General features: G+C 41.3%; 23 protein-coding genes and 1 tRNA gene. 11 read left to right on the top strand and 13 right to left on the bottom strand.

The window, feature by feature from the left end; translation table 11 throughout:
- Positions 1 to 84 precede the first annotated feature (84 nt).
- The 6 genes from arcA to C7Y69_RS09505 all read right to left on the bottom strand — a co-directional run bounded on the left by arcA (position 85) and on the right by C7Y69_RS09505 (position 6,888).
- Complete coding sequence (arcA, locus tag C7Y69_RS09530) at positions 85 to 792, bottom strand: two-component system response regulator ArcA (RefSeq protein WP_013785842.1); 708 nt, start codon at positions 790 to 792, stop codon at positions 85 to 87.
- Positions 793 to 947: 155 nt separating this feature from the next.
- Complete coding sequence (locus C7Y69_RS09525; RefSeq protein WP_126872549.1) at positions 948 to 2,603, bottom strand: ATP-binding protein; 1,656 nt, start codon at positions 2,601 to 2,603, stop codon at positions 948 to 950.
- Between the two features lie 101 nt (positions 2,604 to 2,704).
- Positions 2,705 to 4,129, bottom strand: a complete 1,425-nt coding sequence (gene glgA, locus C7Y69_RS09520) for a glycogen synthase GlgA (RefSeq protein WP_126872548.1) — start codon at positions 4,127 to 4,129, stop codon at positions 2,705 to 2,707.
- A gap of 152 nt (positions 4,130 to 4,281) precedes the next feature.
- Positions 4,282 to 5,361 (bottom strand): methyltransferase, encoded by a 1,080-nt coding sequence (locus tag C7Y69_RS09515; protein ID WP_126872547.1) that lies wholly within the window; start codon positions 5,359 to 5,361, stop codon positions 4,282 to 4,284.
- The gene (trmB, locus tag C7Y69_RS09510) at positions 5,361 to 6,080 is read right to left on the bottom strand and encodes a tRNA (guanosine(46)-N7)-methyltransferase TrmB (protein ID WP_126872546.1); all 720 of its coding nucleotides are present in this window, start codon (positions 6,078 to 6,080) and stop codon (positions 5,361 to 5,363) included. Before trmB ends, C7Y69_RS09515 begins: the two co-directional genes overlap by 1 nt.
- Positions 6,081 to 6,183: 103 nt before the next feature.
- Positions 6,184 to 6,888 (bottom strand): alpha/beta fold hydrolase, encoded by a 705-nt coding sequence (locus C7Y69_RS09505; protein ID WP_013785837.1) that lies wholly within the window; start codon positions 6,886 to 6,888, stop codon positions 6,184 to 6,186.
- Between the two features lie 111 nt (positions 6,889 to 6,999).
- Here C7Y69_RS09505 and mutY point away from each other — a divergent pair, with 111 nt between their 5' ends.
- From mutY to C7Y69_RS09470, 7 genes are all read left to right on the top strand, one after another.
- Positions 7,000 to 8,061, top strand: a complete 1,062-nt coding sequence (mutY, locus tag C7Y69_RS09500; RefSeq protein ID WP_013785836.1) for an A/G-specific adenine glycosylase — start codon at positions 7,000 to 7,002, stop codon at positions 8,059 to 8,061.
- A 26-nt stretch (positions 8,062 to 8,087) separates the two neighbouring features.
- Positions 8,088 to 8,360 (top strand): oxidative damage protection protein, encoded by a 273-nt coding sequence (locus C7Y69_RS09495; RefSeq protein ID WP_013785835.1) that lies wholly within the window; start codon positions 8,088 to 8,090, stop codon positions 8,358 to 8,360.
- 316 nt (positions 8,361 to 8,676) lie between these two features.
- Positions 8,677 to 8,752, top strand: a tRNA-Phe gene (locus C7Y69_RS09490).
- Positions 8,753 to 8,905: 153 nt separating this feature from the next.
- Positions 8,906 to 10,762, top strand: a complete 1,857-nt coding sequence (locus C7Y69_RS09485; RefSeq protein ID WP_126872545.1) for a DEAD/DEAH box helicase — start codon at positions 8,906 to 8,908, stop codon at positions 10,760 to 10,762.
- Positions 10,759 to 11,193, top strand: coding sequence for a hypothetical protein (locus tag C7Y69_RS09480; protein WP_126872544.1), 435 nt, complete (start codon positions 10,759 to 10,761; stop codon positions 11,191 to 11,193). The genes C7Y69_RS09485 and C7Y69_RS09480 overlap by 4 nt, the downstream gene beginning before the upstream one ends.
- An 88-nt stretch (positions 11,194 to 11,281) precedes the next feature.
- Positions 11,282 to 11,869 (top strand): hypothetical protein, encoded by a 588-nt coding sequence (locus tag C7Y69_RS09475; protein ID WP_126872543.1) that lies wholly within the window; start codon positions 11,282 to 11,284, stop codon positions 11,867 to 11,869.
- A complete protein-coding gene (locus tag C7Y69_RS09470) occupies positions 11,859 to 12,773 on the top strand; it encodes a DUF4868 domain-containing protein (protein ID WP_126872542.1) in 915 nt (304 codons plus the stop codon). The genes C7Y69_RS09475 and C7Y69_RS09470 overlap by 11 nt, the downstream gene beginning before the upstream one ends.
- 324 nt (positions 12,774 to 13,097) lie before the next feature.
- Here C7Y69_RS09470 and C7Y69_RS09465 read toward each other — a convergent pair whose 3' ends face one another.
- On the bottom strand, positions 13,098 to 14,102 hold the full coding sequence (locus C7Y69_RS09465) for a DUF429 domain-containing protein (protein ID WP_126872541.1): 1,005 nt from the start codon (positions 14,100 to 14,102) through the stop codon (positions 13,098 to 13,100).
- Between the two features lie 128 nt (positions 14,103 to 14,230).
- Here C7Y69_RS09465 and C7Y69_RS09460 point away from each other — a divergent pair, with 128 nt between their 5' ends.
- Together C7Y69_RS09460 and C7Y69_RS09455 are read left to right on the top strand one after the other, a co-directional pair.
- Complete coding sequence (locus C7Y69_RS09460; RefSeq protein ID WP_126872540.1) at positions 14,231 to 14,989, top strand: restriction endonuclease; 759 nt, start codon at positions 14,231 to 14,233, stop codon at positions 14,987 to 14,989.
- A 21-nt stretch (positions 14,990 to 15,010) separates the two neighbouring features.
- On the top strand, positions 15,011 to 15,760 hold the full coding sequence (locus tag C7Y69_RS09455) for an NYN domain-containing protein (protein ID WP_126872539.1): 750 nt from the start codon (positions 15,011 to 15,013) through the stop codon (positions 15,758 to 15,760).
- Between the two features lies 1 nt (position 15,761).
- Here C7Y69_RS09455 and C7Y69_RS09450 read toward each other — a convergent pair whose 3' ends face one another.
- The 6 genes from C7Y69_RS09450 to C7Y69_RS09425 form a co-directional block, all read right to left on the bottom strand.
- Positions 15,762 to 16,055 (bottom strand): RNase H1/viroplasmin domain-containing protein, encoded by a 294-nt coding sequence (locus C7Y69_RS09450; RefSeq protein WP_126872538.1) that lies wholly within the window; start codon positions 16,053 to 16,055, stop codon positions 15,762 to 15,764.
- 58 nt (positions 16,056 to 16,113) lie between these two features.
- Positions 16,114 to 16,521, bottom strand: a complete 408-nt coding sequence (locus C7Y69_RS09445) for a DUF2787 family protein (protein WP_126872537.1) — start codon at positions 16,519 to 16,521, stop codon at positions 16,114 to 16,116.
- A 276-nt stretch (positions 16,522 to 16,797) separates the two neighbouring features.
- On the bottom strand, positions 16,798 to 17,265 hold the full coding sequence (locus C7Y69_RS09440; protein ID WP_039236980.1) for a DUF6641 family protein: 468 nt from the start codon (positions 17,263 to 17,265) through the stop codon (positions 16,798 to 16,800).
- Between the two features lie 18 nt (positions 17,266 to 17,283).
- Complete coding sequence (locus tag C7Y69_RS09435; RefSeq protein WP_039236983.1) at positions 17,284 to 19,314, bottom strand: AAA family ATPase; 2,031 nt, start codon at positions 19,312 to 19,314, stop codon at positions 17,284 to 17,286.
- 12 nt (positions 19,315 to 19,326) lie between these two features.
- Positions 19,327 to 20,220, bottom strand: a complete 894-nt coding sequence (locus tag C7Y69_RS09430) for a tyrosine-type recombinase/integrase (protein WP_126872536.1) — start codon at positions 20,218 to 20,220, stop codon at positions 19,327 to 19,329.
- Positions 20,221 to 20,341: 121 nt separating this feature from the next.
- On the bottom strand, positions 20,342 to 20,968 hold the full coding sequence (locus C7Y69_RS09425) for a hypothetical protein (protein WP_126872535.1): 627 nt from the start codon (positions 20,966 to 20,968) through the stop codon (positions 20,342 to 20,344).
- A gap of 330 nt (positions 20,969 to 21,298) precedes the next feature.
- On the opposite strand from C7Y69_RS09425, the gene C7Y69_RS09420 reads away from it, so the two are divergent.
- Together C7Y69_RS09420 and C7Y69_RS09415 are read left to right on the top strand one after the other, a co-directional pair.
- Positions 21,299 to 23,404, top strand: coding sequence for a DUF3987 domain-containing protein (locus C7Y69_RS09420; protein WP_126872534.1), 2,106 nt, complete (start codon positions 21,299 to 21,301; stop codon positions 23,402 to 23,404).
- 168 nt (positions 23,405 to 23,572) lie between these two features.
- On the top strand, positions 23,573 to 24,371 hold a 799-nt coding region (locus C7Y69_RS09415; RefSeq protein WP_148112473.1), incomplete at its 3' end, for a hypothetical protein.

The raw sequence follows: 24,371 nt of genomic DNA, 5'->3' as shown, positions 1-24,371 counted from the left end.
GCCGCTCTATTGAGCGGCTTTTTGGTATTTAATCAGGCTATTACTTACAACGGTAATTACCGTTGGTGTCTCTACTTGGGCTAATTAGCCGTCGACAGAGCCACAGAAGCGGTAACCTTCACCGTGAATGGTTACAATCAATTCTTCATCAGAAGGATCTGATTCGAAGTGCTTACGAATACGGCGGATAGTTACATCTACTGTACGGTCGTTAGGGCGAAGTTCACGACCTGTCATTTCCATAATTAGCTGTTCACGGGTAAGAATTTTACCTGGGTTGCTAAGGAATAAGTGTAGTGCACGGAATTCACTGCGTGGTAAACGGAATTCTTTACCTGTTGGTGAAATAAGTGAACGGCTGTCGCCATCCAAAATCCAGCCATTGAAGTTTACACGGCTTGGTAAATCATCGTCTTCTGCAGAGTTTGTTGTGCGAGATAATAAGTTACGCGCACGAATAGTCAGTTCACGAGGATTAAAAGGCTTGGTTAGATAGTCATCTGCGCCAATTTCCAGACCTAAGATACGATCAACATCGTTATCACGGCCAGTAAGGAAAATAAGACCTACATTTTTACGGTCGCGTACTTCACGCGCCAAAATTAGGCCATTTTTACCTGGCAGATTAATATCCATAATAACCAAATTAATTGCGTGATTTTCAAAGAAGTCATGCATTTGATCACCATTTTCAGCTTCAAATACATTGTACCCTTCTGCTTCGAATAAACTCTTTAGCGTGGTACGTGTTACCACTTCATCTTCAACAATTAACACATTTGGCGTCTGCATGGTGTTTTACACTCTTTATAAAATCGGTTTAAGCAATTACTGATTAAATTTTAATATTCGTTTACTTATATGCAAGTTACTATCGAATATTACTAAATTCAAGGTATTGGGGTTAGCCAACAAATTTCAAGCAAAGTTCAATAGTTATACAGGTATTATGACGTTTTCGCACTGGAAACAGGAAAAACAATAACAAATTCTACACCACTACCAACTTCACTGGTAATTGAGATAGAGCCATTGAGCGCTTGAGTGACTAAATTGTACACTAAGTGCATGCCTAATCCAGACCCCCCTTGTCCACGTTTTGTGGTTACGAAAGGGTCGAAAATACGTTTACGAATATCTGATGGGATCCCGATGCCGTTATCCCGATACACTAACTTTAGCTTGTTTGTTGTAATTAATTCAGCACAGATATCAATCTGGCCTTTTTCTATGTTCTCAAACCCATGAATAACCGAATTCATAATAAGGTTAATAATGATTTGATTAATAGGACCAGCCTTCGTTTCAACGCATAAGGTAGGGTCGCAATCTACGTTGATGTTGTGTTGTAATTTTTTTAAGCGAGGCTGTAACGACAGTAGTATCTCATTAACTAGCTGTGCAAAGCAAAAAGTTCGGCTACTTTCGCTCGATTGATCCACTGCAACCTGTTTAAAACTGGAAATTAGCTCGGCTGCGCGGTTCAAATTGCGATAAATGATGTTTAAATTTTCATGACTTTCATCCATGAAGCGTTTCATGGCACTGGCTTTTAAGGTTTTGTTCTCAAAATCCCTTTCAATAACCGCAAGTCGGTCGAGCATCATCGTAGAGGCTGTAACCCCTAAACCGATGGGGGTGTTAACTTCGTGGGCAACCCCGGCAACCATGTCACCCAACGACGCCATTTTTTCATTTTGTACAATTTGACGTTGAAATTCATGTAGCTTTTCAAGCGTTTGAATTAATTCTTGGTTCGCGTCTTTCAATGCATTAGTGCGTTGGCTTACCATTTCTTCTAAGCTGGCATTCAGCTTTCTGTGCTGCTCTTCAGCCTGACGCTGTTTGTGCATGTATTCTTGTATACGAGATAGCATAATATTCACATCATCAGACAGCACGTCTATTTCTTTAATATTCGACGGTTCTGCGCGTGCTGAATAGTCCCGCTGCCTAGAAGTGCGTTGTAAGAAAAAAGAAAGCTTTTCAATAGGCGCGGTGGCACGGCGCTGAAAACGCAATGCTAGCAAAAAGCTGAATACGAGTAAGAAAAGCATAATCCCAAGGTTAACCAGAACCGTTTTAATAACGTGCTGGCTAAACCCGTCTGCAGACATGCGAAGATAAACCCATCCCAAAACTTCATTGGTCTCTTGGTCAAAAATTTCCCGACTACTTTCTAGATAATCATTATCTTCAGTAAGTAAGGGAGTTTGATCTAGATTGACTAGCTGTTTTTGCTTTCCAGGAATAAGTAACTGGCCGCCTTTGTTGTATGAAGCAAAACGTTCAACGGCGCTTAAGGTGTTAGAGTCATCCGGTAAGGTTTTATAGATATGAACGTTTAACACTTTGTCAGCAGCATCTAAGAATTGCAAAGACTCTTCCACCAATGCTTGGCTAGAATTTCTTAGCGGGCTGGCAACCGCATTGGCGGTCATCTTAGATAGTAGATTCGCGCGGTTATCCAATTCGTATCGATAAGCATTTATTTGGGTGTAGATGGACAAACCGGAAGTACTTACCAGCGAAATTGCGGCGATGGTCATTACCACCCACAAAAATAAACTTCGTATAGAAAGTTTTATAGCCCGATCTGTCATGCTGATTATCAGATTTTCTAATTCAATGAACGCTCAATAATAGTGGCGCATTCTTTAACAAAAAGAAAGAAACGCCATACAAGCCACTAAAGGGCAAATACTTAAACGAACATAGATTCGTAAAGTTTTATATATTCACCCGCTGCACGTTCCCACGTAAAGCGGGTCTTCATGCCTCTTTGCTGCATTTCTCTGAACTTCACTGGATGCTCGTAATAAAACAGTAAAGCGCGACGAATACAGGCAAGCAGGGCTTCAGGGCGTGGTTGTTCAAAAACAAAGCCGGTAGCGTCTTCGCTATGGCGGTTGTCCACCACAGTGTCTTTTAAGCCACCTACCGCTCGCACGATAGGAATGGTGCCGTAGGCCAAACTGTACATTTGATTCAGCCCACAAGGTTCAAACTGCGATGGCATTAAGAAAAAGTCAGCGCCGGCCTCAACTAGGTGAGCGTGCTCTGAGCTAAACCCATTAATAAAAGCGAACTGAGAAGGGTGATTTTGTGCAAATTCACCTAAATCCATACACATTTTAGGATCGCCAGTACCTACTATAACGATTTGCACATTATGCTGAACCAGTTCATCAAGAATAGGCAGAATATAGCCAAACCCTTTCTGCTCGGTAAGACGACACACCATACCAATAAGTGGAATGCTTACATTCATCGGCAAGCCGGACTTTTCTTGTAGGGCGTGCTTACAGGTTTGTTTAGGCAGTAAGTTGTCTACGTCATAATGTTCTGGCAAAAACGAATCTGTAGCGGGGTTCCACTGCGTATAGTCGCACCCGTTTAATATGCCAGAAAGGTCGGTTTTGCGTCTAACCAAACGCTCGTGTAAGCCATGGCTGCCTAGGTCGGTTAACAGCTCTTGCGCGTAATGGGGGCTTACCGTAGTTACTTTTGTCGCAAACTCGATCCCCGATTGCAGCATATTGATATAACCGCCATGAACCTGTGCCAGTATGCCGGGGTGGTGGCGTAGAAACGGTACTTTTTCTAGTAGGTTTACCCCTTGAAACGCGGCATTGTGAATAGTGAACACGGTACGGGTTTTATCAAAAAAGCCTGTGTTATCGTAAGCAGTCAGGTAAGGCAGCATGGCCGTATGCCAATCGTGGCAATGGATAACGTCTGGCGAATAATTGATAGCTTGAAGGGTAGCCAATACTGCGCCACTAAAGAAACAAAAGCGCTCGCCATTATCTTCATAGGCTTCGTATGCGTTGGAATACAAGCCTTCACGCATAAAGTATTCAGGGTAATCGACAAAATATACGGGTATGCCATGCCAGTCCATAACACGCACTTCGAAATTATATACTTTGTACTCGGTGAACAGCGTTTGTGTTTCACATGCCGAGGGTAAATCTAACGAGTCTGCCAATACCTTGTAGTAAGGCATAACAATAACTACGTCTTCTCCTGCGTCTTTTAATGCAAGTGGAAGTGCTTTGCCTACATCTGCTAAGCCACCTGTTTTTACCAGTTCTTCTACTTCAGAGATAGCGAATACAATTTTCACACGAACGCCTCGTATTATATGAACGCGCCTATGGCCTCTGAGTGGGCTCTATAGCTGTTGCGCGAATTAGGGCTGTCATATCTTCAGCCCCATATATCGAATATAGGGGGAATCTATTTACGTTAGCACAGGCTCTAGCAAAAGTGCTATTACTATGCAGCCTGATATAACGAAAATTGTGTGGTTTGTGCAGTGGTTAACACGCGTGGAAAGTGTTCAGATAATAGCCCCGGGTAGGGCAGAAAACGATTGGCAACCATTTGCAAAGTGCCGTTTTGACTTAGCATTTTACGAGCATCTTCAATAAATCGCTTAGTAATGGTGTAGTCGGTTTTAAGCCCTGTATGAAATGGTGGGTTGGTGACAATATGCTGTACTTTACCCTCGATGCCATACAAACCATTCGCAGCATGCAAGGTGGCTGATTGACCATTGGCCGCTAATGTCATCGCGCTGGCATAAATGGCAATCGCGCTAATATCAGACAGCTGCATTTTTAGGTGAGGGTAGGTCAGCATTAAGTAACTAGCAATTACCCCAGCACCACAAGCAAAATCTAATACGTTGCCGCTCATACCCGAGGTATGTTTTTCTAGTAGTAGTTTAGTGCCCTTGTCGAGTTCGCCATGGCTAAATACGCCCGGTAAAGAGCACACTGGCCAGCTAGTATTGCCAATCTCATAAGTGTCGGTTTCAAGCCAAGCTTCTGGTTCAAATGCTAAGTGAGGCTGTTCAACAATGGTGGTAATTAAACTGCAGTGACGGGCAGAGTCCACTTTATGCGTAACCCCGTAAGGTTGCATGAGTTTAGCCGCGCTTTTTATACCGCCCTTATTTTCGCCCACTACATGGATACGGCCATTTTGACCCACCATACCTGCTGCCATACGCAATAACATTTGGAAATGAGATTTCGCTTTAGGCAGAAAAATGAGCACGTCAGTGTGGGTATGTTCATTACACATAAATGGCGTAAAGTGATGAGTGTGCGCCCCCACTTTTTGCACTACCTCAAAGCCCTCTTTAGTAATATCTCGGCTATCAAAGCTGGATGAAGATATCACACGAACACATTCAGAAAATATGTCGAAGTATTGGTGCATTACCGTTACATTTTTATGCTTAAGGGCATCAAGGAAGTAGGCATCTGAAGGATTGATAAACAACCATTCGCCTTGCTCGAAAATGTTGATATTGCGTTCTAATAGTTGGCTTTGGGGCGTTAAAATCATTACTGCGCTCGCTCGTAAATAAGATCCCAAACACCATGACCTAGCTTTTGGCCACGGGTTTCAAATTTAGTGATAGGTCGGTATTCAGGGCGAGGCACATAGGTACCTTCTTGTGCAGTATTTGCATAGCCTGAAGTTGAATTCATTACTTCGGCCATGTGTTCTGCGTAAGGTTCCCAGTCGGTAGCCATATGGAAACAGCCACCTTTTTGTAATTTGGTTAGCACAAGGGCAGCAAATTCGGGTTGAACAATACGGCGCTTATGATGACGCTTTTTATGCCAAGGATCGGGGAAGAACAATTGAAGCCGAGATAATCCACCATCTGGGATCATATTCTTAAGCACTTCAACCGCATCATGATCCATCACACGCAAGTTGGTTAAACCCTGTTCGCCAGCTTCAGCTAAACAAGCACCAACGCCTGGGCGATGCACTTCAATGCCAATAAAATTTTTCTCAGGGGCAGCTGCTGCCATCTCTACCAAGGATTTGCCCATACCAAAGCCAATTTCAATGACAACAGGCGCGGTTCTGCCAAATAGCACTGATAAATTCAGTTCGGCATTTTGGTAGTCGATACCCATGGTTGGCCAAAATTCTTCAATGGCACGGGTTTGCGCTTTTGTTAAGCGGCCTTCGCGCTTTACAAAGCTTTTAACTTTACTTACGTGAACACCAGCGGCTTCAGCCTCGGCCTGGCTTTTGAATTGCCTCATTTGCAATACCTTTCTTGCCCCAATTTACTGGTGGCGCATTATCCAGTTAGCGGCATGTTATGCAACGCTATATTTAATAAAGTGCGCATAAAATGCGGTTTTTTTATACATCTATACAATTGCTAAGCAGTGTAGCAAGCTTTTCGGGTTGTTCCAGCAGCATCATATGACCTGCATTTTCAACCTTGTACATGTTCGCTGTGGCAATGTTATCTGCCACAGTTTGTAGCGAAGCAAGCGATACAACTTCATCGTCAGCAGCTGCAATAATATTGACGGGCACTTTCGATTTCGCCAGTGCTTTTACAAAGTCTTCCCTTGGCGATGTGGCCTGTGTGTGAGCCAGCAAAGTATTTTTACCTAAATCTTCTGCCATAGATTGTACAACGCCCATTACATCAGGGCTTTCCTGATGAGTTGGATGCACAAAACGCGTGAAATAAGCTGGGTTTTCTGGCTTAAAGTCGCCACTGTTTAGCATAGTGACCAGCTGCTTGCGCCTTGCTATTTCTTCTTTCGATAAGCCTTTAGCATCGTATCCAATAAGCGTAATAGACGCCACGTGCTCCATATTCTGCGATGCCCATAGCGCGGCAACGTAGCCACCCATGGAAAAGCCAACCAGATGGACTTTTTCATCTTGAATAACGCGATCGGAAGTAAGCGCTAGCATGTCGTCTTTAGTCGCCGCCCACTGTAAGGGGACATAGCGACGTTGGGAAATTTTCATGCGTTGCCAAACGGGCAACCAAACACGTTCATCGCATAAGGTTCCGGGTAAAAATAGAACAGGGGCGCTGGTGGTCACAAAGACTCCTAAAATACATTTATACCTTCACATGCTAACATAGCAGGCCATTTATCAATAAAACCTAATGGCTATTAAATGTAGCTAACGGTCATTCACTGCGCAGTTTTTATGACAAATACGGTTACCCCAAATACTTTTGCTGAGCGAGTACTTGCTTGGTACGACATTCATGGCCGCAAGCATCTGCCATGGCAACAAGATATTACCCCGTACAAAGTGTGGGTATCTGAGATTATGCTACAGCAAACGCAAGTCACCACCGTCATTCCGTATTTTGAGCGGTTTATGCAATCTTTCCCCAGCGTGGTAGAGCTTGCCAATGCAGCGCAAGATGACGTACTGCATCATTGGACGGGTTTAGGTTACTACGCCCGCGCTAGAAACTTACATAAAGCGGCGAAGCAAATAGTAGAAGATCATGGCGGTACGTTTCCTGACAATATAGACGATGTTATTGCCTTACCGGGAATAGGGCGCTCTACTGCTGGCGCGGTATTGTCTATTTCACGAAATCAGCGCCACCCTATATTAGATGGCAACGTAAAACGCGTGCTTGCTCGCTACTATGCTATTGGCGGCTGGCCTGGCCAAAAAGCGGTAGAAAATGCGTTGTGGGAAGTGGCAGAAAAGAATACGCCTGAAAAACGCAGTGCCAACTACACTCAGGTGATGATGGATTTGGGGGCTATGGTATGTACCCGCAGTAAGCCAAAGTGTGATGAATGCCCGTTACAACATGATTGCTTAGCCTATGCCCAAGGGGCACAAACAGAATTTCCCGGTAAAAAGCCCAAAAAAGCGATTCCAGAGCGAAGTACGCTACTTATAGTGCCGTTGTTCCAACAGCAGGTTTATTTAGAGCAGCGGCCTTCTAGCGGCTTGTGGGGCGGTTTATATGGTTTCATTGAAGCCCAAGACATAGAAAGTGCAGAAGCAGAACTTGCCAAACGAGGTATTGAAGCCAGTTCATTTGAAACCCAAACGGCGTTTAGGCATACCTTTAGCCATTTTCATTTGGATATAACACCGGTGTTTGCCGTGGTAAACTCTGTACCCAGAAAGCAGGTGGCAGAACAAAAAGCCCAGTGGTTTATGTTTAACGAACCTATTGAGGTAGGTTTAGCTGCTCCGACTAAGAAAATCATTCAACAATTAGTGCATGTGCTTTAGCGCATCGAATAGGTTAAGGACATACAATGAGTAGAGTGGTATTTTGCCAGCGTTTACAAAAAGAAGCCGACGGTTTAGATTTTCAGCTTTACCCCGGTGAGCTAGGAAAACGTATTTACGACAACATTTCGAAAGAAGCATGGGCCGACTGGCAAAAGAAACAAACCATGCTAATTAACGAAAATAAGTTAAATATGATGGAACCGACCGCCAGACAGTTTTTAGAGCAAAGTATGTCGGCTTACTTGTTCGATGGCGTAGAGCCTACGATTGAAGGCTATGTTCCGCCTGAAAAGTAACCAAAAAAGCGTATTTTGCATAAACAATGTGCAAACGGTAACAAAACCGAAAAAAAACCGACAAAAACGGTTGACTTGTTAGCCGGAAATCCGTTTAATACGCACCCACAGCGAGACAGGCAGCAAACGCCCAAACGCTAAAAGATTTTGCCTCGATAGCTCAGTTGGTAGAGCAGCGGATTGAAAAGTGCAAGCACTTCCAATCAGATTTACCAGAAAAGCTTTTAGAGCAATAGTTTTAAAGTTAGTAAGCACTTCGGTAAAGCTTGCAAAGTTTTGCAAAGTTTTTTTAAAGCTTACATAGCACAGTTTATGTGCCTCGATAGCTCAGTTGGTAGAGCAGCGGATTGAAAATCCGCGTGTCCCTGGTTCGATCCCGGGTCGAGGCACCACTTCTATAAAAACCCTGATCAGAGATGGTCGGGGTTTTTTTGTAGTTCTACCATTTAAATTTTTACACTAGAACCTTACAAGTTTAAATTTTTTCTTTTTTGGAGTAGTTTAATCCAATTAGGATTATGCATTTTTTAGTCAAAAGGGAATTTATGTCGTATTTCAAAGAAACCGCAGCCAATATCGTCGGAAATAAGAAGCTTAGAGCACCACAGTTACAAGCTTATCTTCGTATTCAGGAGTTTTTCTCTACCCCAGAAAACAAAGAAGCATTAGTCGTTTTACCCACAGGAACAGGTAAGACTGGATTAATATCGATTGCTCCGTTTGGGGTGAGTGAGGGACGCGTTTTAATTATTACTCCAGGTCTGGTCACCAAACAGAGCATTCAAAAAGCACAAGAGATTCTAGAAGACAATTTCTGGGTTAACTTTGACATAATTTTTGACCCAATGGACCTACCATCGTTAAGTGAATACAGTTCTTCAATATCGATGGAACACTTAGAAACTAGCAATATTATTTATTCTAACATTCATCGACTTACAGGTGATAATCCTAATGCTCTAATCAATCGTGTGGACCCCGACTTTTTTGATTTGATTATCGTTGACGAGGCACATCATGCACCGGCTAATAGTTGGAAGACGACTTTGGAGTATTTTAATAAAGCGAAAGTTTTACATTTAACTGGAACCCCATTTCGCGGGGATAACCAAGAGGTGCCCGGCGTCAAAATTCACGAGACTTATTTATCTGAAGTAATGAGAGATAAATATGTTAAATGGTTGCGAAAAGAGTCTGTCAATGCGACCGAATTGTATTTTTCCATGCCTGATGCACCGGGTCGTAAATTTACTAAAGATGAAATACTGGCGTTTAAGGAAAAGGAATGGATAGAGAAGAGCGTTGCGTTGTCAAAGGATTGTTCCTTAGAAGTTATTAAGCATAGCGCTGAAAAGCTAGCTGAACTAAGAACATCTTCTCCAAATGTACCGCATAAAATACTAGCAGTGGGTTGCAGTATATCTCATGCAAACGATCTTTTGGATTGGTATCGAGAGGAAGGTTTGATCGGCGTTATCGTTCATAGCCAAATGTCAAAAGAGGATATAAGTCTATCCTTTTCAGTGATTGACAACAATGATTGTGATGTTGTTATTTCAGTCAACATGCTAATGGAAGGATATGATCATCATTATCTTTCAATTTTGGCCTTATTTAGGCCATATAGAAGTTTAAACGCTTTTGCCCAAGTGGTTGGGAGAATATTGAGAGCAATACCAGATGATTTAACTACAGCATTTGAAGTAGACAATAATGGTTTGGTTATTTATCACAAAGAAACTGGCTTAGACGAGATGTGGCAGTCTTTTCAAAGAGAGACCGATCGAGCAAGACATCAACGGACGCGAGAGTATGCAATTTCTGACAGAGAATACGTAGAGCGAGACTCAACATTATCAGATGTGTTTTCAGGTGAATCATTTATTAGTGGAAACGAATCATACCTTGACGATATTGACTTTAATGAAATTTTCAAAAATAAACGAGCTGAAATTCAAAGGCTGGTCGACGAAAAATTGGAGTCAATTAAGGGAAGCTCAAGCATTAATGAGGAAGACTTAGAGTTAATTAAGTCTACACTTATAAAAAATGAAACAAGCAAAGCAGCAAGGGAAATCGATCCGAACCTCATTGAAAAACGTCCAGATTTAGCAAGAAAGAAACTTAGAGAGTTATTAACCAAAAATGCTCAAGATTCCGTGGCAGATTTATTAAGTGATTTGAGGTTAGACGAGAAATCAGCAGAATTGGCTCCATCGTTTATGGGTGTACTTCCTTACTTAAAGGCAACTGATCCCAATGACGGTGTGTTAGTTAGATATATTAACTCTAAACTGCAAAAGCGATTTGGTTCCGTCAACCAACGAGATAATAAAGGTCTATCTCAGTCAATAGATGCTATACCTGAAATTATTGAAGAACTCAGGAAGATGATACAATGATAAAGAGTAACAAAAGAATTCAAGGTTTGTTAAATAAAATCTCAGATCTTCACTTAACTTTTGGCGTCCAACCAAATGAATTAGTAGAAGCTGCATTCAATGAGAATTACGGTTCATTTGAAATACGAAAAAATGCTACGTGCCTATTCCTGCTGATGACATTTTATGAATACGACGGGAACGATAAGTCAATTATTAAAATGCGTTACAGTTATAGCTTGGATAAGAGGTTGATAAAAGTAGAGCAGAAGGTCGATAATTCACAATATAAAAAGCAATGGGACAGAATAGAATGCATGGACAATTTCATTAAAGAGTTAGCGTCTGAGCTATCAGCATTGAACGAAAGATCAGCAGTTGAAGGAATTTTAAATAGGTTGCCGAATGATTTGTTAGGTCGAGTAATGCCAATGTTAACTATTGTAGCATAGCGTTTTTTTAGGGACTCTAATTATGTTATTTGGCGAGACTAAATATTTGGTAGATCAAACTCGGAGCGCATAAGGATGTGCTACTAGCATGCAATTTAGAATATTATCTGCATTTATCATTTTTCTGGGTTCATACCTCCCACTTGCGCTAATCCTCGCTGTACAGGATATAGACATATCTTGGTGGCAACAGGATATTTGTGGATTCGATAGCATTGCAAACTGTGTCTTTGATCCATTTTCAAATCCACATTTAGCTTCTAGTTTCTTAATTATAACTCTACTCGCGGTATATTTATCGGACAAGTCTCTAATTAAAATTGATTATCCATTTACTGCAACCGTTACAAAGTCAAAGAGCATTCCGAATGACATAATTAACTATGTATTTCCTTATGTAGTGTCATTTATGGGGATTAGTTATGATGAACCAGAGAAATTGCTAGGCTTCGCAGTTTTCTTGATTTGGATGTTTGCAATTACCTATAAATCAGGGCAAATAATAATGAATCCATTATTATTAATGTTTGGGTGGAAACTGCATGAGGCTTCGATAAAAATTGATGACCATGACCGCGATGTGAGGATACTTGTGAAAGGACCGCTAAAGCCAGGTACATATAAAGTTCAGAGTGTACAAGACTTTTATATTGCAAGGAGCAACGATGAGTGCTGATTTTGATAGTCTAACTAATTTTGATTTTTCTAACTCTACAGTGCAACTTTGGGTATTTAAAGATAGCACTACAGATAAGCGATTTAGGGCATTTTACGTACAAATGGACGATAACTTAAATCAGCAGCTTAAAAATATCGTTCAAGCTAATGTTTCGCGTATAACTGAATTCGATACATATTCTTATATATCCCAGACTAATGAAAATAGCTGCTTAACAATCAACAAGAGCGATACAGATTTTCCTACCCTTCAAACTCTCGTGGATCAGGTTGCCGCCGAACATAGGGTAACGGATAAAAAAGACCTAGTCGGAGCAAAGGGATATGTAGTTAAATTTACTTTCGACGGCGAGACCGTATATGCTGTTAAACGATCTACGTCAACATGGAAGACGGCTTACTCAAATAAATTTGTAAACATGGTGTTTAAGAATGGAGAGTTGTCAGGTATTCAAGACCGAAGCTTTTCTATTGAGAAATCTTTTGATTTTTATGTAATTAATGAGACTACCTTTATTTCAAATAAAAGAGGGTTTGAGTCTGCGATGGGACATAGCGAGTCATTTAAACAAGCATTTTCGACTCTGCAAGCGTCACCCCAATTCAGTAGCTTGTTTTCAGATATGGGCCCAATAATAGAGTATGTTGGCACCAACTCTATGCAACTAAGACGGATGGCACTAGTTGAACAGAAAAATATCTATTCCAGGCCCAATTTCATATCTAATTTGAAATCTGTTAACTCAGCCAGAAATTGGGGGTTGAATTTTGAGAGCGATTCAAATCGGATAGTGCCTTGCGAAGCAACAGTTAAAACTATTATACAAGTACTATTAGATCACAGATTACTAAGCGAAATTACTGCAAATACGTACGATGTTCCGGATGCAAAGCAGGTGTGAATTTGATCGTGACTATATGACAATCTCTTTCCTTAAATTCTCCATTTCATGCCTAGAATACTTCAAATACCACGAAGCTATATCTCCGACTTATTAAAATACTTCTTTTTGAAATAGCTTAGTATTTTCCTTTGGATAGTGAGCTAATATACCGTATATCGTTTGGTGAAATATTACCATTTAATAAATCTCTGCATATTTATATTAAAATATTTCGTCAGCTATTAACTAATCATAAACCCATTAACTTCTTAAATATTTTACCACTTCTATACTTTAGTCTAGTGTTTTTTATTTTGAGACGGTTGTATAGAAAATACAATTTTAACAGCTCATGAAACGGCACTTGAACTCTTTTTTTCTTGCCTCAGGCTCGACCTCTGTGAGCCCAGTGCAGCGATGCGCTGCATGCGCATCCCATCCTAACGGCCATCGTTTAAATTCATGTTGATAACAGGCAGGACAAGAACGCTTATAACCTTCATTGGAAACAGGCTGCTTTTTCTTTTTTGTGGGTTTAGGCTTTGTCGGTGGCCCTGCCTTTGTACTGCTTAACGGCTTAACTTTAGGTATCCAGATAGCATCGCCTTTCTCTCGGTCGCCAAAACAGATGCATTCCTGTTCAGGCAAGCTTGCTACCCATGCAGCACTGTATGCGTCCACTTTATCATGCATGGTGCCAAGGCACATATTGCCTACTTGCGGCCAATCATCGTTAGTTTTAGGCCAACCAGTATGATGGGAAATAGCAAACAGTTGTAGTTCAGCCTGATTTCCTTTGCTTTTGTGGGTGTCAGCGACACCTAGTTTTTTAGCTGTAGCGTGTGGATATACCTCTATGCATTCGGCGATTTTACTCAGTCGCTTATTCAAAGCGAAACCTAACAGCATAAAAATTTGGTGGGCATGTGGAAGGTTTTGTATTGGTTTATCTGATTGTAGGTGAGCAATACCTTTCGCCTTGATGGCTTCGAAATCGGCTGTAGAAGGAGTGGTGTAACAGCTGATGCCTGCTTTATCGAGTGCCTGTTCCGCGAGCCTGCGTTTAAGCCGGTTATCTCTTGGTCTAAGTGGTGAGTCAATGCCAATACGAACAGGGTTCAACTGATAGGTGACGCATACCGTTTCAATGTAGCGCGCGACATCGTTTGCAAATGCTTGATTTACTTTTTCGTGCAGTGTTAGAGCGTTTCCCAACCCTCTAGGTGGTTTTATTTGGTAATTAGCTAATGGAAACGGCAATAATTGTCCATTTTGTCTGGTGCAAATCACCAGCGGTAAATACTTATCTTTCGCACAAGCGACATCAATGCCGATAAACACGTCCATGTTTACCTCTCCTATTTCTCAAAAACCTACCGTCTATTGTTAGACGATACTACACGATTGAAATTAATACCCAATCAAGATATTGCCTGAGTTAATATATTTTTGATATTTAACAAGGATGTTCAATTATGCCTAGAAAAAACACATCTTTTGCTGACCTTCTTTTCCAAGCGCCATGGTGGGTTTCAGTTATAACATCGGCAATTACCTATTTATTGATGGGCCATTTGCTGCCTTGTGTTGAAACTGATAACCAGCTTATCAACATGATATTTAAGGCTCTCGCTATTCCTGCGCCTTATTTTGCAATTTTCATATTACTCATTGCGCCTTTTTCGTTTTTTAATTCGCGTCGCAAAGCCAAGCAATTAGATGCTCAAAAGAGTATTGAGACCATTCGGCAATTGCATTGGCGCAATTTTGAGGAGCTAGTGGCAGAAGCCTATCGAAGACAAGGTTATCGAGTAACCGAAGGTGGTTTTGGTGCTGACGGTGGGATTGACCTAGAACTGAGAAAAGGCGAAGAGCTTATATTCGTTCAGTGCAAACAATGGAAAGCGCAAAAAGTTGGTGTCAGTGTGGTACGCGAGATGTTTGGCGTGCTCACTGCCAGCAACGCAGCCAAGGTTGTTGTAATTTGTTCGGGTAAATTCACCCAGCAAGCTATAGATTTTGCCTCTGATAAGCCCGTTGTACTCATTGACGGAGACGAGCTGCTTTCACTTATCCATGATGTGCAAGCGGAGCCAAAAGTAGAGGAGATAAAAAAAACCGCTTGCCCTAGGTGCGGAAGTGAGCTTGTGGAGCGGCAAGCAAAGCGAGGAGCTCATGCAGGCAATACTTTTCTAGGTTGTTCTGCCTTTCCTAAATGTCGTTACACAGAATAAGTATTTTTAAGGAAAAAATAGATGAAAGACTTGGATGTTCACAAAAAAGTAGCGGTACTAATTGATGCTGATAACGCTCAGCTGTCGAAACTTTCTGCCATTTTGGATGAGATATCAGCACACGGCCATGTACTCATCAAGCGTGCCTACGGAGACTGGTCTATTGATGCGTTGAAGAACTGGAAGACGCCTCTTAATGAATTAGCCATACAGCCGATTCAGCAATTTGCTTATACAACGGGTAAAAACGCAACAGATGCGTCGATGATTATTGATGCGATGGATTTACTCTATTCTGAAAAAATAGACGCATTTGCTTTAGTATCCAGTGATAGCGACTTTACTAAGCTAGCGTCACGTTTGAGAGAGTCAGAGAAATTTGTGTTTGGCGTAGGTGAGAAGAAAACGCCGGTGTCATTTCGCAACGCCTGTGATGACTTTATATTCACCGAAAACCTAGAGGCAGGTCAGGTTTCTAAATCAGGTAAACCTAAACAGGAGCAAAGTAGCACTGGTAATGGTGCAGAAGAGCTAATACCAGCAATGCTTAAAGCTTGGGAGTTATATCAGAATGATGATGGTTGGGTGAATGTAAGTCCAGTCGGTAATTTTCTAAAGCGTGCTAAACCTGATTTTGACCCAAGAACTTATGGTGCAGCAAAAGTGACCGATATTGTTTCTAGTCTGCCTACCGTCTTCGAAATGACGAGACAGAAAGGAAAAGGGACGACACAAATTATCTTGTACCGTCCTATCTTCGCGACCACTTAGCCTAATCTAATTCCCAAGGAGGAAGATCAACGTTATCCATATTCGGCTTTAGAGGTTTCTTTTGCTTGGTTTTGCGTTTTGCCTTGAGCACTATTTTGCCGTCGTCTAAAAAGCGTCTGTAGGCGCGTTTTGCTTCTTCGATAGACGCGAAACCTTGGTAACGGCTTCCTGAGTAGCCATTCACTAAGGCTTTAGTTTCTTTCCATGATTTGTAAACTCCCGGCGTTCGACCTTTAAAGACTACATAAGCGGCATACCTGCTAGTGATGTTGTAGTTGGAAAAGCATCTCGACATGATTACCTCCTTTGGTTTGTCAGCTTTCCCAATGTGTTTACACTTTTATGTTTTGTAGCTACTCGGATACCGATATCGAGAAAACATCTAATTCCAGCCAGTAATGCAAGAAGTTACCTTCCCATATTTGATACATATCGGTTGCTTGCTCAATAGGAAACACACCGAACAGGTTTTGAAAAACACCTGCATCGAAATCAAAGTCGAGGTCTTTTGCTAGCTCTGCATAGAGGCTGTTTCCTATATGGGTAAAATCGGTGACATAGCAAAAGTGCCATGCGTTGTTGCGTTTCTCCAAGCGAATCTCTACAGGGTGAAAACCACCACTTTCAGCTGAATAGTTAGGATCTCTGAAGTTAATTGTCACGCTTGTTTGTGACACGCTATGCTGCACAAGTAAATCGACAAGTGCTTGTGCAAATCGCTTTGAGACAGGCAAAGCGAGTCCTTCATAATGAATATGCATAATAAAAAAATCTTCTAATTGGAATCTATGAATGTGAGTGCTGCCTAGCGCGTCTGTACGACGCTTTCAAGCAACTAAGTAAAGTCACTGACTAACAGTTTGCAATGTCTTCTACGTCGCTTTCAGTAGCGTTATTAGTTATGCTTCTGAAACGCTAGTGCTACGTAAGTGCGACTTACTTTTGTAAGATAGACAGCACTCGATTCTTGGTTCGCTGTCGTTGTTCGCGCAATCAAGCGCTAATGACGATAACTGATGAGTGAAGCAGGGGGCTAACTACGATTTTGCTAACTTTGCGTTGGCCGGAGTCTTCCCCTTTGCGACAGTCTTTGGCGGCGATATTAAGAACTCATCAAGCTCTCCTTTTTCTACCGCGCTTATCAAGATGTCGATGACCTCGGGAAGCTTTTCTTTATCGCCAACATCTATGGCTGGTTTCCCCTTTTGTAACTCGATTGCTCTTATGCCCACTTTAACCTCAAGGAAATAGTGGTTATCGGTGTCGTAGTACCAAGGACGAACGGTGGCCTGCCAACGCTTTTTAATTCGCTCTCCTGTTTCTGGATCTTTGACGGTTTTTTCTTTGTATGCCACGAATGGTGTGCCTTCAAGCATACAAGTGGCGAGCTTTTTTTGCTGTTCAAGTCGGTTGATTAGCTTCATACGCTTGTTCAATACCGGTGGCTTCTGCTTGATTTCAGGACGAGCGATAACCTTGAGCGAACTCAATACAGATGTAGTCATAATGTTTACCTTTAAATGTTAAGGGCGAATAAAGCCCATTGGTGTGTGTTTCTGCTTACGCAGGTTTTCGTCTGCCAACAGGGTGATGGCAAAGTCACGAATTTGAATTTTGGGTTGAAACTTCTTTCGACGAGCCAATAGAGCGAAATCACCGGGTGTAAGGTTGCGCAGTGAAGATAGCTTTTGTGTCTCAGCTTCCTTGAGCGTTCTAACTTTAGTGAGTTTTTTGTACAACTCTACTACTTGAGTAGACGTAAGGTATTGGCAGTCTAGTTTGAAATCGAACCGACGTAACACGGCTTTATCAAGCTTGTCGGAAAAGTTAGTAGCAGCGAATAAAGGCTGTGTGAAACACTCTATTTGCGTTAAGAACTCATTAACCAGCTGATGTTCGTGATGAGCAGTGAGCGCTTCACGTGAGCTTAGTAAGCTATCCACTTCATCAAGCAATATGACTTGCTCTTCATCATGAGCGCGTTGAAATAGTTCAGCCACCTTTTGCTCACTTTCACCCACCCATTTACTTAAAATATCAGAGCATTTAACACGCAGTAGCTTCCTACCGTGTAGCTCTGTTAAATAGTGCGCGAAAGCGGTTTTGCCTGTTCCTGGAGGACCTGAGATTAATGTTCTCGCCGGTTGGTTGTGCTTAAGTGCAAACGCTATTTCGCTGAGATACTCCTTTGACTGCTTAATATTTAAGTAGCTCGTATCGAAAGGTAGCTCACTTTTGTACTCAAGTTTATTTTGCCATTGCTCCGTTGCTCTAAGTGACGCTTCGACAACTTGACCGATTACAGCTTCTGCGCGACCACGTTTAGCATTAATAGCGTGAGCGACATGCGTTGCGTTAGCAACAATTGCTGGCGTAATGTTCTCTGTTTGACTAATAACTTTTCGTGCTGACGAAGAAACGCTTAAGCCGTGATAGTAAGGCCGCGTTATCTGTTCGATTTCTTCTGGTCTTAACGTAGGAACATCTAATACGAGCTTGAATCGCCTGATAAAGCTTGGCTCAAGATATTGGATATGATTTGTAATCCAAATACAGGGAATTTCGTTTTGCTCAATGAATCGCTGTAGATGTTCTTTACTGTATTGGCTGTCAGCACAATCGAATAAACTCTCGCATTCATCTACCAGTAACATAGCGTCTGCCTTATACGTCAGCAATGATTGAAGTAACGCTAAATAACGAAGCCTTTCTTTGTTTGGAAAGCGGCTATTGAACTCATCTTCAGAGAAATTGCTAGCAAGTGCAGTAGAACGAATTTCGTAAAGTGTTCTATCGCAGTATTTGGCAAGTGTCCTCGATAACTCTGTTTTACCTGTTCCTGAAGCTCCATAGAGCAAAATGCTTGCTCCAGACTGTCTAGACTTACTAGCAGCAGTGAGATATTGCGACAAAAGCGCAGTATTCACGTGAGGAAAATCATCTAATGTGAAGCTTGCATCGGGCGAAGGATGCAGCAACGGTGCTATAAGTGTTTCCCTTGAGGTAATTGTTTCACTTAACAGCGTTCGAACAAGTGCTTTTGGCATTGCACCATACTCGAAGGACAAAAAGTCTGTATCAGGCAGAAAACCATAATGATTGAGCTGCGCAGTTGCGTGAGAAAATAGTTCGTCACTGATGCCTGAAATGTCTTTGAGGATTTCGTTTAACGAAAGGTGGCTTGTTTGCATGTGCACCTCAGAAGAAAGCGCTCTAATCCACTTGTTAACCTGTGAGAGCAAGGCGAACTGAATCAGTAACTCGGTTTGCTTAGGCAAGTCCATCACGGTTCTGATATAGCGACAATTAGCTAAAAAGGTTTTCGTTACCTGAGGCTGAGTATCAGTAATAGTGAGGCAAGCTTTGTAATTGACGTTTTTGCTTCTACCTATGAAAAACGATTGGGTAGATACCTTGCTACCACGCAAATTACTGGCAAGACTTTTACTGAGTATATCGGTATCGATTGAAGGCAGATAGTTGAGTAATCGCTTGCCCCATTCACATGCAAGGTAATTAAGCTCACTCGACTTATTGAGTACTTTATAAGACATGCTAGCGCCCCATTATTGATAGGAAAGTAGAGATGCAGCTTCTTGCATCACTTTTTCATTTCGCTTGTCGTACATGATGGTTGTACTGATATCCTCATGTCCTGCCATTTGGCGCACAGTGTTTATATCTACATTTTGTTCAAGTAATCGTGTGATAAACGTTCGTCGAAGGTCATGCGGCGAGACTCCTTCTATGCCAATTGATGCTAGCGACTTTTTAGTGAGTGAATAGATAGAGCACGATGACAACGCGGTGTTGTGTTTAATATTTCCACCTTTTGCGACACGAACAAACAAGTGGCCGTTGCTCTTACTTCGAAGTGCTAGCCATTGATTCAGCGCAAGTTGCGTCCATGCTGGCAGATGAACAGTTCGGCTCTTGTTACCTTTTCCTTTTCTGACGATCAGAGCAGTACCTTCGATAAAGTCTTCTACCAAGAGGGCTACTAGTTCACTTCGTCGTAACCCTGTGCCTAAAAGAGTTGAAATTAATGCGTAGTTTCGAATGCCGAGAATAGATGTATCGCGTTGTAACTTTATCAGTAGCTTATTGACCTGCGCAGTTGAGAGAGGCTTTCCATTGTGTTTGCCGTGATTCACTTTGCTGATAGCCCGAAGCTGAATTGACTGCATTTCTGGAACGAGCCCGGACAGTACAGCTATTTTTACGATACTTCTAATTGCTATCATTGCTCTGTTGATAGATCTAGCTGACCAACCCTGAGTAATAAGCTTCGTTTTTATATAGGTAGCTTGTTGAAAATCGATTTGATGATATTTATCTGTTCGCTCTACATCAGTCCAACCCATCATGTCTGCAATGCTATTTAGTTGTGAAGCAATTGAGCGCTGACTATTAGGCGCAAGTCGACCTAAATACAGCGCATAGGGGCAAGCTGCATTCATAAAATGCTCCGAAGTTGTAGTTAAAAGTATTGAATTTGAATGGAAGTGCTTAGAAAGCGAAGAAGATAATATCAGGCGATATTAGTTATTTGTATGGCTGTTTTGTCCCAGTAAAAAATAGTTATTTTGTTGATTTCCCCCAGCGCTTAGTGAGATCTATTTTGTTGAACCGCTCATTGAGACGGATGTGTACCATCTTTGCGTCTTCAGACAATAAAACTTCCTGATATCTATATTCAAACCCTATCCTATTTACAGCAAGGTTCTCTTCACATAATTCTGTACAAGTTATGTAGAAGAAACTGTGTAGTCTATTGAGCAAACTAATAAGATGTGATGTATCTATATCCAGCCGACATTTATTAGCAATGTCTAACAGACTTTGCTTTTCCAAAAAGTCATATCCAAACTCACAGTTGCGAGTGCCGTGAAAGTAGAGCACCCCATTTTCTCCAATTTGTGACATATGGAAGTCAGACATTGGTATGAGAAGAAAGCTTTGGCTTCCTAAGTTGTGCTCAAGTAAATCAAACAGTAAAAAGCCGAGCCGAATATCGTCAGCATCAAGTCTCGGATTTCTGACTAAATTTTTTAAGTAAAGGTCGAAAGCTTGCTGCGGGGATTTCATTCTACTTAATTCAATATTTACATCGCCACTACGACCTAGCCCTGTCGCTTGTTCTAACGCCTCACGTTTAGCGTTGTCTGGCACCAGTCTGATTCGGCTTTCTTCCGTTCCTAATTTCACAATTACTCAACTCCGAACTATTGGAAAGTTTTTTATTTTAATTTTTTTAGCCTATCAGTTTTTTTTGGTAATAAGAACAATAGCTTAAAGAGATAAATTTCACCTTAGTATTGATGTTAACTATCACGCTTCTAAACATGTCTGACGACAACGAAAAAAAAGCTCTGCCTTTCCTATTTAAGTGCTTGATATTCAGAAGTTATTTTTGCTTTATTTATGAGGTGTTTAATAGGTCTTTTTCACTGAGGACACTGCTGCTACACATCCGGAAAATAGGTTTTGATTTAACACATCGAATGGTCATCAAAGTAATTTTTTGGAGTATAGCCAATGAAAATAAAAGCATGTATTTCTACGTTAAGAAAACTACAATTCAATCGTATTAAGGATGTTGACGAGCTGATTGAAATAACTGGAATGGTGTATGAAGACTTAATATATGGTGTATTTAATGGGGAAAATACATCAAGAAAAACATTCAAGAGCGTAGCTGAAGGAAAAAACTGGCTAAGAGTTAAAAATAACGAACGTAAAAATGTCCTTATCAGAAATGACGTGTGGCCCAAAAATAGGGAATTAAAGGGCATTCAAGGTACGTTTGAGATTGTTAATGTGGAAGAAGAAAAATTTCTTAAAAGTGTCTCTCATGCCTCAGTCATTACAAAAATAGGAGAAAAAAAGTACATTGTAATATGGTTCGTCTGTCTAGAAGACGAAGAACAGCATGTGAAGTTAGCTGATGCCATAAAAGCAGAAAAAGAAGGTTGCACTAGCGCAAAAGTCATATCCTATTTTCCCATTCGACTTCCAGGCTCAAAGAACTGGAAGCAAAACGCTTTTGCGCAAATGCTTTGGTTTAAATATCAGCCGCTTACGCCAGTAGAGTTCGTTCTTAAGAATGAGCTAAAAGTATGGGTGTCACCATCTAAATTAAACGCGGATGAGGGGACCAGAGAATCTTTACCAATTGATTCTCTCCCTGCATTAATGCAAGAAACTGTAAGAAGCTTTAGCAAAGCCTATTGTTGCCCTCCTGAATTTGCTTTTGCTCCGCTTTTGACAATGATTGGTTCTGTCATAGGTCATAAAATTCACGTAAAACCTGAGAAAAATAGTGATTTAGTTATAGCGCCAAATTTTTGGGCTATATCAATAGGAGACTCGGGAGCAGGAAAGTCACCTGTGCATTTGCGAATGAGGGAGTTTTTTTGCCCACTGAATGATAAGGCCCTGTCAGACTACGAAGATGCTATAGAACGGTATGAAGCGCTGAAAAAAATAAGAAAAGAGCGTGAGAAGACTGTTTCAAAGCATATCAGACAGCGCATTACCGCTATCGATAAAACCTTAGACCCTATAGAAAAAAGAAAGATGGAGGAATTACTAGCATCTGAAGTAACTGAAAACTCAAGACAGCCTCAAAAGCCGACGTTAGTACGTTATACAACCAACAAGGCAACGTATGCCGCCTTGCAACACATACTAGGCGAAAACCATAATGGGATTTTGATGGACCTTGAGGAGCTAAAACTATTTATTTATCAGCTTCGAGGCTCCAAGGGGTTTGAATATCGTTCATTCCTACTGGAGTGTAATTCGGGGTTTGGTCAGCATGATATTGATAGGCTAAACACGGGCACTACGTATGCCAGTAACATGCTCTTGTCGATTTTTGCAACCACCCAACCATCTGTTATTTATCCGCATATTCGAAATACCTTAAAGGGAAGTGAGGAAAATGATGGACTGTGGCAGCGCTTTAACATTCTTCTTCATCCGAAAACTACTGACAACGTTTCATCTGCTTCCGGAGAAGTGGAAGTATCATTAATTTCGAAAGTACAGAGTCTCTTTAGTTCAATTAATCGATGTGATTTCGGCTTCCAGCCAAATCTTGGCTTGAAAGAACGCAGCGTTTGCTTGTCAGACCGAGCATTGGGTGTTTATAAACAGTGGTACCGCGAGATTACTTCCTTCAAGAGTAACAAAGACGTACATAATGTGTATCAAAACTACCTATTAAAATATAGAACGCTAGTGCCTAAACTTGCACTGCTTTTTGAAGTGGTTGAAAGTTTTGACGATGCGAAACAAGTTGTCGGCCCTATAAAAAGCGTTTCCGAAACCTCAGCTAAAAAAGCCGTCAGAATTGCAAAATTCTTGGAATCTCATGCTCGCCACGTTTTCGATGTTAGAACAAATGTTGATACTGCTAATGCGATACTGATTTTAAAACGAATAGATCGACTCCCGTCCAAGTTCTCGGCTCGTGACATAGCGCAAAAGAATTGGAGCGGGCTAAACACAAACACCGATGAAGTGAACCGAGCCATTATGGTTTTAGAGTCTGCATTAGTGGTTAGAAAGGCTACAAATTGCAGACAGAAACCTTTGTGGGAAGTGAATCCTTATATCACTGAAGCTGGTGCCCAATGATATAAACCTTAGTAATTGTTTGAGGTGCATTTTTAGTTCAACAAAATGCACACTCAACACCTTCATTTTTAGTTGTTAATGTCTGTAATACCACTGTAACTATCTATTAATACACACTATTAATATACGGTATAGGCAGACACTTCTACGTATTAAAAGAGTGTTTTTATGGCAGATCGCAAAAATACACAGTCATGGATTCGTAGCACTTTTGATAAGTCTCGCTATGAACTTATTAACGACAAACACAATTCGCAGCTGTTGGCACTGCTTGATTTGGCTAATACCGAACCAGGTTTTAAGCAAATTAATAACGTTACAGCAAAGCTTCAAGACAAAGCATTATGCCGATACCAGGCCAAGTTACTGAGAATATATTGTAATGAACCGCAGCGATATTTGAGATTAGATTGCGACCAAATCACACTGACAGTGAGGTGTTCAATAAAGGATATCGATTCACTACTCAAACCTATTGGTGCAAAAAATAGGCCTCGCATTTATAAAGTAGGGACAGCGGCAAAGCCAGCAGACTTCACAGTTTTTCCTACCTCGACCTACGAACTCAATGGTGGAGGTTCTGGGCTTATTTACGGCAAACCATTTTATTCACACGGATTCGAACTTCGGTTCAACGGTGATAGTTATAAGTCCCTGTTCTTATATTTAGAAGGGAACGAAAAAGAGTCCGGTAAGTATTCTCTACGATTATCGTTTAATCCAAATAAGCTAACACGGGATGAAATAAAGCAGGCGCTAATTCATGTTCAAAAACGGATTGGTGGTGAATACCGGTATATGCAATTGTTCAGTAAGGCCAAAGTGACAAGAATCGACTTCGGCATTTTATTACCTGGTGTTTCATCAGCGTTTGTACAAGCGTTCAGAGACAACGCAAAATCTATAAAGTCACATTGTATACCGTTCAATGGACAACAAGTTGTAGATGACGTGGTCAACCAAAATC

It is taken from the genome of Alteromonas sp. KS69 (genome assembly GCF_003989595.1).
Taxonomy (GTDB): Bacteria; Pseudomonadota; Gammaproteobacteria; order Enterobacterales; family Alteromonadaceae; genus Alteromonas; species Alteromonas naphthalenivorans.
This window is presented reverse-complemented; position numbering and strand designations above follow the sequence as displayed.